Source organism: Nonomuraea mesophila, from assembly GCF_004352805.1.
Lineage (GTDB): Bacteria > Actinomycetota > Actinomycetes > Streptosporangiales > Streptosporangiaceae > Nonomuraea > Nonomuraea longispora.
In genome coordinates, this window is the sequence record NZ_SMLD01000246.1 from 1 (window position 1) to 10,487 (window position 10,487).

General features: G+C 71.1%; 12 protein-coding genes. 8 read left to right on the forward strand and 4 right to left on the reverse strand.

Annotation, left to right across the window (positions count from 1 at the left end):
- Window positions 1-315, reverse strand: a 315-nt coding sequence (locus E1295_RS44775; protein WP_342775972.1) for a DUF1015 family protein, incomplete at its 3' end; no start/stop codon positions are given.
- A gap of 24 nt (window positions 316-339) precedes the next feature.
- On the opposite strand from E1295_RS44775, the gene E1295_RS44780 reads away from it, so the two are divergent.
- On the forward strand, window positions 340-762 hold the full coding sequence (locus E1295_RS44780) for a tetratricopeptide repeat protein (RefSeq protein ID WP_132640943.1): 423 nt from the start codon (window positions 340-342) through the stop codon (window positions 760-762).
- Between the two features lie 585 nt (window positions 763-1,347).
- The gene (locus E1295_RS44785; protein ID WP_132640945.1) at window positions 1,348-2,319 is read left to right on the forward strand and encodes an HAD-IIA family hydrolase; all 972 of its coding nucleotides are present in this window, start codon (window positions 1,348-1,350) and stop codon (window positions 2,317-2,319) included.
- Window positions 2,320-2,375: 56 nt separating this feature from the next.
- On the opposite strand, the gene E1295_RS44790 is transcribed toward E1295_RS44785, so the two are convergent.
- From E1295_RS44790 to E1295_RS44800, 3 genes are all read right to left on the reverse strand, one after another.
- Window positions 2,376-3,152 carry an ABC transporter permease gene (locus E1295_RS44790; RefSeq protein ID WP_132640947.1) on the reverse strand — a complete coding sequence of 259 codons (777 nt, stop codon included), beginning with the start codon at window positions 3,150-3,152 and terminating at the stop codon, window positions 2,376-2,378.
- Window positions 3,149-3,901 carry an ABC transporter ATP-binding protein gene (locus tag E1295_RS44795; protein WP_132640949.1) on the reverse strand — a complete coding sequence of 251 codons (753 nt, stop codon included), beginning with the start codon at window positions 3,899-3,901 and terminating at the stop codon, window positions 3,149-3,151. The genes E1295_RS44790 and E1295_RS44795 overlap by 4 nt, the downstream gene beginning before the upstream one ends.
- Window positions 3,902-3,972: 71 nt before the next feature.
- Window positions 3,973-4,320 (reverse strand): SCP2 sterol-binding domain-containing protein, encoded by a 348-nt coding sequence (locus tag E1295_RS44800; RefSeq protein ID WP_132640959.1) that lies wholly within the window; start codon window positions 4,318-4,320, stop codon window positions 3,973-3,975.
- Between the two features lie 124 nt (window positions 4,321-4,444).
- On the opposite strand from E1295_RS44800, the gene E1295_RS44805 reads away from it, so the two are divergent.
- The 6 genes from E1295_RS44805 to E1295_RS44830 all read left to right on the forward strand — a co-directional run.
- Complete coding sequence (locus E1295_RS44805; protein WP_132640951.1) at window positions 4,445-4,708, forward strand: hypothetical protein; 264 nt, start codon at window positions 4,445-4,447, stop codon at window positions 4,706-4,708.
- Complete coding sequence (locus tag E1295_RS44810; RefSeq protein ID WP_132640953.1) at window positions 4,705-5,517, forward strand: TlyA family RNA methyltransferase; 813 nt, start codon at window positions 4,705-4,707, stop codon at window positions 5,515-5,517. Before E1295_RS44805 ends, E1295_RS44810 begins: the two co-directional genes overlap by 4 nt.
- Window positions 5,514-6,413, forward strand: a complete 900-nt coding sequence (locus tag E1295_RS44815; RefSeq protein WP_132640955.1) for an NAD kinase — start codon at window positions 5,514-5,516, stop codon at window positions 6,411-6,413. The genes E1295_RS44810 and E1295_RS44815 overlap by 4 nt, the downstream gene beginning before the upstream one ends.
- 156 nt (window positions 6,414-6,569) lie before the next feature.
- On the forward strand, window positions 6,570-8,279 hold the full coding sequence (gene recN, locus E1295_RS44820; RefSeq protein ID WP_132640961.1) for a DNA repair protein RecN: 1,710 nt from the start codon (window positions 6,570-6,572) through the stop codon (window positions 8,277-8,279).
- A 73-nt stretch (window positions 8,280-8,352) separates the two neighbouring features.
- A complete protein-coding gene (steA, locus tag E1295_RS44825) occupies window positions 8,353-9,549 on the forward strand; it encodes a putative cytokinetic ring protein SteA (RefSeq protein WP_132640963.1) in 1,197 nt (398 codons plus the stop codon).
- Window positions 9,546-10,487, forward strand: a 942-nt coding sequence (locus E1295_RS44830) for a copper transporter (RefSeq protein WP_132640957.1), incomplete at its 3' end; no start/stop codon positions are given. The genes steA and E1295_RS44830, both read left to right, overlap by 4 nt.

Here is a 10,487-nt window from a genome sequence, read left to right on the forward strand (position 1 = left end):
GGGGATGGTGGTGGTGGACGGGTCACCCGGGGACGAGCAGGGAAGGATGAGCCGTACGACGTTGTCGGGGTGGGAGTTGAGCAGGTCCACGACGTCGGCGTCGGAGATCAGGTCGTACGGCGGAGAGGTCACCTTGGCGGGATCGTCGACAGAGAAACGCACGCCACGGAAGGGCCGTAGCACCAGTCCATCAGGCACCGGCAGTTCAGGAGTCCCCATACCGGGCATGCTCCCATAAACTTCTACGCCGTCCGGAAGTCGCCCCGGGGTTGCGGCCGGTTCGGTTCCGCAGCAGGGCGGGACGGGGATCCCCATTCAGCGATGAAGGAGTCCTCACGTATGGGTCAGGGTGACAACGTTCATGACGGGAGCTGGGGAACTCCTGAGGGCGGTGTTTACGACTGGTATCAGCGTGGGGTGCGATTGTTGAAGGACGGCAGCCCGGCGGCAGCGGCGGCCTTGCTGGAGAGAGCCGCCGCGGCCGAGCCGGAATCACGCAGCATTCTGGAGGCGCTGGCCAGGGCGCAGTTCAATAGCCGCCAATACGCTGAGGCAGCGGTCAGTTTCCGTCAGATCGTGGACGCCAACCCGGCCGAGGATTACGCCTATTTCGGTCTCGGATTGTCCTTGTGGCGGACCGGGGACGTGGAGGGCGCACAGGAACCGCTGGCCATCGCGGTCGCCATGCGGCCGGACGAAGGGCATTACGTTTCCGCGTTGAAGAGTGTCCGGGCGACCCTGCGCGCGCGCCGGGAGACGTAACGACAGGACTGATCTTCGGGCCGCGACGGATGAGCGTTCTGAGGTGAGGCGGTCCCGGACGAGCGGACGGCTCAGGGGCGGGCGCCGGACACCGGGTGTTCCCAGAGCCGTCCCCGGTCACGGGTCACGCGGCCGTGGCGGATGACGGGCGGATGACGTTGGTAGCGATGACCCTCCGAAGGTAGGCCGCCGGCCCCAGCGCCGTTCTGCCTCCTCCGCGTTGATTCTCCGCCAGGCCATTGCCTGCTCGCCGTCCGCCGGCGCGCCCGTTCGCATGCGGTCGGCCATGCGCGCGTAGATGCCTGCGGCCTCGGCCGTGCGGTGTCCCCGGTCCTCCTTGGAACGCGAGGCGGCGCGTCGTTCCATCCTGAAGCGTGAGGCGGCGCGTCGTTCCGTCCCTGGGTGCAGTCTCAGCGCCGCTCGGCCTCCCCCACGTGCTCCTCCGGACGGAAATCGGCGAACAGTTCGGTGCGTTCCTTGGGGGTGAGGTTCAGGTTCGCGGACAAGGCGCATCCCTTCCGCAGGTGTGTGCGAGGGCGGCGCTAAAGTCGCACGCGGCGTGAGAGTCAATCGGGAAGAGGCGCTGTGCTGATCGACGGCTATGACACCCTGCTGCTCGACCTCGACGGCGTGGTCTACCTGGGGGGCCACGCGGTTCCGGGCGCCCCGGCGGCGCTGGAGGCGGCCCGGCTGAGGGGAGTGCGGCTGGCGTACGTGACCAACAACGCCTCCCGGACGCCGGCGGCCATCGCCGCGCACCTGCGTGAGCTCGGCGCGCCCGCCGCGGCCTCCGACGTGGTCACGTCGGCCCAGGCGGCGGCCCGGCTGGTCGCGGAGCGGGTTCCGCCGGGTTCGAACGTGCTGGTGGTCGGCGGGTCGGGGCTGCGGCTGGCCGTACGCGACCAGGGGCTGAGGCCTGTGTCCGCCGCCGCCGAATCGCCCGCCGCCGTGGTGCAGGGGATCGCGCCAGGTCTGTCGTACGAGCTGCTGGCGGAGGGGACGCTCGCCGTGCGGCAGGGGGCGCTCTTCGTGGCCTCCAACCGCGACAGCACGATGCCCACGCGCCGCGGGGAACTGCCGGGCAACGGGTCGATGGTCCGGGTGATCGCCGCCGCCACGGGGGTGGAGCCGGTGTACGCGGGCAAGCCGGACCCGCCTCTGCACCGGGAGTCGATGCTGCGTACGGAAGCCCGGCGGCCCCTGGTGGTGGGCGACCGGCTCGACACCGACATCGAGGGCGCCTCCAACGCCGGGGTGGAGAGCCTGCTGGTGCTGACGGGCGTGGCCACGCCGGTCGAGGTGCTGACGGCGGCGCCCCGGCACCGGCCCACGTACGTCGGGGAGGACCTGGGGGCGCTGCTGCGGTCCTATCCCGACGTGCGCGACGGTTCCTGCGGCGGGTGGCGGGCGCGGTGGCGCGACGGCGTGTTGTGCCTCGACGGTGACGGAGACCGGATCGACGGGCTCCGTGCCGCCTGCGACGCTGCCTGGTCCGCGGCCGGCGACGGGCGGATCGAGGAGGGCGCCGTCAAGCCCGTACTGGATCGGGTCGGATAGGGGCAGCCGTCAGAAGCTCATGCGAGCTGTTCAGCGGTCTGGCGGGCGAAAGAAGCTCATGCGATCCGTTCAGCGGTCTGGCGGGCGAACTGCCAGGCACCCACGGTGAGGAGCAGAGCGCAGGCCACGACCAGCGCCGCGAGCGACAGCGGCACGCCGCCGCTCCAGCCGCGCAGCACGAGCAGCCGGATGGCCTCGATGGCGTAGGTGAGCGGGTTGACCCTGGCCACGGCCTCCATCCACGCCGGCATGGCGGACAGCGGCACGAACGCGTTGCTCATGAACAGCAGCGGCAGCGTGGCGAACCCCGTGACCGCGAAGAACGTGCCGTGGGAGGGCACCGCGCAGGCCAGGGCCATCGCCGCGGCGGTGAGCGCCAGCGTCAGCAGGGCCGTCGCCAGCAGGATCACCAGCACTCCCAGGAGACCGGACTCCGGCCGTACGCCGAGGACGAGCGCCACCAGCAGGATGACCAGCGTCTGAGCCGTGTTCATGCCGGTCTGGAACAGGAACCGCGAGATGATCAGCGAGCTGCGCCTGATCGGCATGCTGAGCAGCTTGTCCAGATAGCCCGTCTCCTTGTCGAACAGCAGCGGCGTCGCCGCCGTCACCCCGTTGCCCACCACGGTGAACGCGATGATGCCCGGCACGGCGAACGCGATGTAGTCGCCCGTGCCCACCACCCGGGGATCGACCGCGCCGCCGAGGGCGCCCGCGAAGAAGACCAGCCACACGGCCGGCTGCAGCACGCCGAACAGCAGGCTGAGCCGTTCGCGCAGCGCCATGAGCAGCCAACGCCTGGACAGCGCCAGCACCTCCTGTGACCACATCATGCGGCCTCCTCCCGCAGCGCGTGCCCGGTGTGCCGGAGGAAGACCTCGTCGAGAGAGGCCGCTCCGGTCGCCGCCTTGAGCTCGGCGGGAGCGCCGCCGGCCACCTGCCGCCCGTGGTCGATGATCACCAGCCGGTCGCAGAGCCGGTCGGCCTCGTCCATGTAGTTGGTGGCCAGCAGCACGCTCATGCCCTCGTCGCAGAGCGAGCGGATGTGCTGCCACAGGTGGTGGCGCGACTGCACGTCGAGGCCGAGCGTCGGCTCGTCGAGGATCAGCAGCTCGGGCTGGTGCAGCAGCCCGCAGGCCAGGTTGAGGCGTTTCTGCATGCCGCCCGAATAACCCGCCACGGGGCGGTCGGCGCTGGCCGACAGCCCGACCAGCTCCAGGACCTCGCGGGCCCTGGCCTTCACCCGCCGCCGCGGCACATGGTAGAGGGACGCCTCGATCTCGGCCTTCTCCCTGCCGGTCAGCAGATAGTGACCCATGGGGGAGACCTGCTGCATCACGTAGCCGATGCGGCGGCGTACGGCTCCAGCCTCCGTCACCACGTCGAACCCGCACACCCGCGCCGCGCCCGCGCTCGGCGGGAGCAGCGTGGACAGCATCTTGATCGTGGTGGTCTTGCCCGCGCCGTTGGGACCGAGCAGCCCGAAGATCTCGCCGGGAGCCACCGCCAGGTCCAGCCCGTCGACGGCGTGGTGGTCCCCGAAGGTGCGGCGCAGACCCTCGGCCTCGATGATCGCATGCATTACTTCACTCTAACGCCTAATGATTAACGGAGCCATTAATTAAATGAGCGATGGTGCGCGTCAGCAGCCCCTCAGATCAGCTTGCGCAGCCGCAGCAGGTCGCCGAAGCTGGCGTCGACCTTCACCCGCCCCCCGAGCAGCGCGCGCGCCAGGTCGAGCTCCCCGTCGACCAGTGCGATCAGGTCGTCGCTGACGATCGTGAGCTTGACGTCGGCCGGCTTGCCGTCGGCCGGAGGGGTCTCGGCGAACGGGTCGAGCCCCCCGTGCGTCAGGCGGCCGTGGAAGGTCACGTCGAGGTCCGAGATCCGGCAGCTGACCGTGCGCTCGACGACGTGCTTGGCACGGTCGGCCTCGTCGATCTCGTCGAACTGGTCGACGAGCCTGGCCAGTGCCGCCCGGCACTCCTCGACGCTTGCCATGATGCGCATCCTTTCTTCCTTCGCGGACGGTAGCGTTCCACATCAGTAGCACCCCGTACGACCCTCAACGACTGACGGGCCCGCCAAGGTCCCGGGCGCTCGCAGGAGGCGTTAACGTCGAGACATGAGTGAGCTGCCGGAGGGGACCGGCGACGAGCGGGTCGACGCCATCGTGGCCGGGCTCGGCCGTCTGGGCGAGCAGCCGGTGGGCGAGCACGTGGCGATCTTCGACGAGGCGTTCGCCGGGCTGGAGAGCGTGCTGGCGGCCGTGGACGACCCGGACGGGCAGGTCCCGGGCGGGCAGGCTCTTACCGGTGGGCAAGCTGCCGCTGGGCACGTTGCGGCTGGGCAGGGTGCCGGTGAGCGGCCCGCGGACCGGCAGCGGTGAGCCGCAGGATCCGCCTCGACAGCGAGCTGGTGCGCCGCGGGCTGGCCAGGTCGCGCGAGCAGGCCACCCAGCTCATCGAGGCCGGCCGGGTCACCGTCGGCGGACGCCGGGCCGGCAAGCCGGCCACCCAGGTCGACACCGCCTCCGCCATCGTCGTGGCCGCCTCGGACGACGGGCCCGACTACGTTTCGCGCGGAGCACACAAACTGCTCGGCGCGCTGGAGGCGTTCGAGCGCCTGACGGTCGAGGGCCGCCGCTGTCTCGACGCGGGCGCGTCCACCGGCGGGTTCACCGACGTGCTGCTGCGCCGCGGGGCCGCCCATGTGGTGGCCGTCGACGTGGGGTACGGCCAGCTGGCCTGGTCCTTGCGCACCGACGAGCGGGTCACGGTGATGGAGCGCGTCAACGTGCGCGACCTCACCCCCGGCATGGTGGGCGAGCCGCCCACGCTGATCGTGGGCGACCTGTCCTTCATCTCGCTGCGGATCGTGCTGCCCGCCCTGGCCGAGGTGGCCGCGCCGCGAGCCGATCTCGTGATGCTCGTCAAACCGCAGTTCGAAGTGGGTAAGGACCGTGTCGGGGCGGGTGGCGTGGTGCGCGATCCCGTGTTGCGGGCCAGTGCCGTGCGCGACGCCGCCGCCAAGGCTCAGGACCTGGGGCTGACCGTACGCGGCGTGACCGCGAGCCCGCTGCCCGGGCCGTCGGGAAACGTGGAATATCTCCTCTGGCTGGGCAAAGGGGAAGGCGAGCCGCCGGTCGCCGACCTCGACGCAGAGATCCAGCGGGCCGTCCAGGAAGGGCCGCAATGAACCGGACCGTGCTGGTCGCCGTACACACCGGGCGTGACGCCGCGGTCGAGAGCGCGCGCCTGGTCGTCGACCGCCTGATCGACGCCGGCATCACCGTCATGGTGCTCGACAGCGAGGCCGACGAGATCGGCAGCGCCAGGGTCGAGGCCGTGCCCGGCGACCCGGGCGCGGCCAAGGAAGCCGAGGTCATGATCGTGCTCGGCGGCGACGGGACGTTGCTGCGCGCGGCCGAGCTCGCCAGGCCGGCCGGCACGCCGCTGCTGGGGGTCAACCTCGGGCACGTCGGCTTCCTGGCGGAGGCGGAGGTCGCCGACCTGGCCACGGCCGTCGACAGTGTCGTGGCGGGGCGCTACGACGTCGAGGAGCGCATGACGGTCGACGTCGTCGCCAGGATGAACGGGCAGGTGCTGGCCGACACCTGGGCGCTCAACGAGGTCACCGTCGAGAAGCAGGAGCGCCTGCTCGAGGTCGTCGCCGAGATCGACGGCCGGCCGCTGTCCAGATGGGGGTGCGACGGCGTGATCTGCGCCACCCCGACGGGCTCGACCGCCTACGCCTTCTCCGCCGGCGGCCCGGTCGTGTGGCCGGAGGTGGAGGCGCTGCTCATGGTGCCCATCAGCGCCCACGCGCTGTTCGCCAAGCCGCTGGTCATCTCGCCGCGCTCCACGCTGGCCGTGGAGATCCTGCCCGACACGCCGTGCGGGGTCCTGTGGTGCGACGGGCGCCGCAGGTTCGAGCTGCCGCCGGGCACGCGGGTGGAGGTCCGCAGGGGCGCCGAGCCCGTACGCCTGGCGCGTCTGCACGGCGTGGAGAGCACCGGGGCGCCCTTCACCGACAGGCTGGTGGCCAAGTTCGAGCTGCCCGTGCAGGGCTGGCGCGGAAGGGTGCGACCCTGAGTGAATGGAGGGCGGAGCGCGTAGGATCACGTGGACACGCACCTGGGCATGGTGGGCCGTCCCCCAGCGGTCCAGCGGTCCAGCGCCGGCAGCCGCTGCCGGCTTCCGGAGGAGATCCGGGTGACCATCAGACAGGGCAGTGAACGGGAGTGGGCAGTGCGACCAAGGGTCGAGGAGGTCCGCATCCAGGGGCTCGGCGTCATCGATGAGGCCGTTCTCGAGCTCTCGCCGGGCTTCAACGTGGTCACCGGCGAGACCGGCGCGGGCAAGACGATGGTCGTCACCGGGCTCGGCCTGCTGTTCGGCGGCCGGGCCGATCCTTCGCGCATCCGGCCGGGCGCCGACAGGGCGACCGTCGAGGGAACCCTCCTCGTCCAGCCGGGCGGCCACGTCGCCCAGCAGGTGGAGGACATCGGTGGCGAGGTCGAGGACGGCACGCTGATCATCTCGCGGGCCGTCTCCGCGGAGGGCAGGTCCAGAGCCTGGCTCGGCGGGCGCACGGTGCCCGTCGGCACCCTGACCTACCTCGCCGACGACCTGGTCGCGGTGCACGGGCAGATGGACCAGCAGCGGTTGCTCCAGGCGACCCGGCAGCGCGCGGCGCTCGACCGTTACGCGGGTGATGAGCTGGTCAAGCCGCTGCGGGCCTACACGCAGACGTACAAACGGCACAAGAAGGTCACCGCGCTGCTGGAGGAGCTGACCACGAGGGCCAGGGAGCGGGCGCAGGAGGCCGACATGCTCCGCTTCGGCCTGGAGGAGATCGAGAAGGTCGAACCCAAGCCGGGCGAGGACGCCGAGCTGCGCGGCGAGGAGGAGCGGCTCTCGCACGCCGACGCGCTGCGCAGCGCCGCGACCACGGCGCACACCGCGCTGCTCGGCGACCCCATGGAGGCCACGGGGGGCCCGCACGACGTGATCTCGCTGCTCGGCGAGGCGAAGTCGGCGGTCGAGGCGGTGCGCGACTTCGACGCCGCGCTCGCCGGGGTCGCCGACCGGCTGGCCGAGGCGGGCTACCTGATCTCCGACGTGGCCACCGATCTGGCGGCGTACGCGGAGTCGATCGAGGCGGACCCCGCGCGGCTGGCGGCGGTGCAGGAACGCCGGTCGGTGCTGTCCGGCCTGATCCGCAAGTACGGCGAGGACAGCGCCGGGGTGCTGGCCTGGGCGCAGCAGGCCGCCGCCCGCCTGTCCGAGCTCGAAGGCGACGACGAGCGCATCGACGAGCTGACCCGCGAGCACGACGAGCTGACCGACCGGCTCACCGAGCTGGCGGCCGAGCTCACCAAGGTGCGCGAGGCGGCCGCTGAGCGGTTCGGCCAGGCCGTGACCGAGGAGCTGACGGCGCTGGCCATGCCGCACGCCAAGGTCGTCGTCCAGCTCGGCCAGAGCGAGGACTTCGGCCCCGAGGGCCGCGACGAGGTGGAGCTGCGGATGGCCGCCCATCCGGCCGCCCCGCCGCTGCCGCTCAACAAGGGAGCCTCCGGCGGCGAGCTGAGCCGGGTGATGCTCGCGATCGAGGTGGTGTTCGCCGGTGCGGACCCGGTGCCGACATTCGTGTTCGACGAGGTCGACGCGGGCGTCGGCGGCAAGGCCGCGGTCGAGATCGGACGCCGCCTCGCCCGGCTCGCCCGGACCGCGCAGGTGATTGTGGTCACCCACCTGCCGCAGGTGGCGGCCTTCGCCGACCAGCATCTCGTGGTCGAGAAGGCGAGCGACGGCAGCGTCGTGCGCAGCGGCGTCGTGGCCCTCGACCACGAGGGACGCGTGCGTGAGCTGTCCCGGATGCTGGCCGGTCTCGAGGACTCCGAGCTGGGCCGGGCGCACGCCGAGGAACTGCTGGGACTGGCCGCGGCGGACAGGTGATCCTGGGTGACATAGTGGACACGCCGCGTCATGCGTGGCCCCTGCGCCGTTTCTCTCTGGCAGGATGGTCATGATGAAGGTTCCGGGGAGCAGAATGCCGGGCCTCCGCGGTTGGAAGGCCGACAGCCTTCCCGGTGTTACGGCAGTGGCGAGAATCGACCGGCGGACCAAGAGGCTCACCAAACGCCTCCAGCCGGGGGAAATTGCGATCATCGACCATGTCGACGTAGACCGGGTCAGCGCGGAGGCTCTTGTCGCGTGCGGAGCTGCGGCCGTGGTCAACACCGCCGCCGGCATCAGCGGCCGATATCCCAACCTGGGGCCGCAGATCCTGCTCGAAGCCGGCGTGCCGTTCATCGACAACGCCAACCAGGAGTTGTTCGAGCGGATCAAGGACGGCGACGTCGTGCGGGTCTGCGACGGCGTGGTCCACCTCGAGGACGACATCGTCGGCAAGGGTGACGAGCAGAGCATCGAGACGGTCGAGGCCGCCATGGCCGAGGCGCGCGCGGGGCTGGCCGTCCAGATCGAGGCGTTCGCCGTCAACACCATGGAATACGTACGCGGTGAGGGCAGGCTCCTCATCGAAGGCGTCGGCGTGCCGGAGATCCGCACCTCCATGGAGGGCAGGCACGTCCTCATCGTGGTGCGCGGCTACCACTACAAGGAAGACATCGCCACGCTGCGGCCCTACATCCGCGAATACCGTCCGGTGCTCGTCGGGGTCGACGGCGGCGCCGACGCGCTGCTGGACGCCGGCTACCAGCCCGACGTGATCGTCGGCGACTTCGACTCGGTCTCCACCAAGGCCCTGACCTGCGGCGCCGAGCTCGTCGTGCACGCCTACCACGACGGCCGGGCCCCCGGGCTCGAACGCGTCCACCAGCTCGGCCGCGAAGCCGTGATCTTCCCCGCCACCGGCACCAGCGAGGACATCGCGATGCTCCTGGCCGACGGCAAGGGCGCCGAGCTGATCGTCGCGGTCGGCACGCACGGCACGCTGGAGGAGTTCCTCGACAAGGGGCGCCCCGGCATGGCCAGCACCTTCCTCACCCGCCTGATCATCGGCAGCAAGCTCATCGACGCCAAAGGCGTGAGCAGGCTCTACCGCAGTCGCATCACCACCCCGCAGCTCCTCCTGCTGGTGATCACCGCGTTGATCACCATGGGGGTCGCGCTCTCCCTCTCGCCGATCGGCCAGACCTGGCTGAACGGCCTGCAAGACGCCTGGAACGCGTTCATCTTCTGGCTGGTCGGACTCTTCTCGTGATCGATTTTCGCTACCACCTCGTCTCCATCGTCGCCGTCTTCCTGGCCCTGGCGGTGGGCATCGTGCTGGGCACCACGCTGTTGCAGGAGCCCGCGGTCAAGTCGGCGCAGGAGATGACGTCCGCGCTCACCACGACGAACAAGGATCTGCGCGGGCAGATCGACACGTTGCAGGGCCGCGAGGCCGGCAACGACGCGCTCATCACCTCCATGACGCCCGACATCGTGGCGGGCGACCTGGCCGGGCAGAGCGTGCTCCTCGTCGAGACGCCGGGTTCCAGCACCACGATCCGTGAGGCGGCGCAGCAGGTGCTCGGCGAAGCGGGCGCGGAGATCTCCGGGCGCGTCACGCTGACGGAGAAGTTCCTCGACCCCAAGGGCGCGGGCGTGCTCGACGGCCTGGTCAACCAGCTCAAACCGGCCAACATGGTCTTCGCCGAGACCGCCAACGCCTGGGACCGCGCCGCCACGCTGCTCTCCGCCGCCCTGATCACCACCGACTCCTCCCAGGTCGGCACCCCCAACGCCGCCACCACCGAGGTGCTGAGCGCCTTCGAGACCGGTGGGCTGCTCACCCTCGACGGCGACCCCGACAAGCGGGCCACGCTCGCGGTGGTGCTCGCGCCGGAGAAGCCGTACGAAGGGGAGATCGCCGAAGCCCAGGCGGGCGCGCTCGCCTCGGTGGCCGACGGGCTCGACGTGGGCGGCAACGGCGCGGTGCTCGCCGGAGGCCCGGCTGCCCTCACCGCCGTCCCCGGTGATCCGATCGGCCACATTCGCGACGACAGCGACATCGCCAAGCGCGTCACCACCGTCGACTCGGCCGACATGCCCATGGGCCGCGTCGTGATCGTGCAGTCCCTGCAGGAGCAGCTGGCCGGGCGCTCCGGGCACTACGGCGTGGGCATCGGAGCTTCGGCCCCCATGCCGGCGGTGACC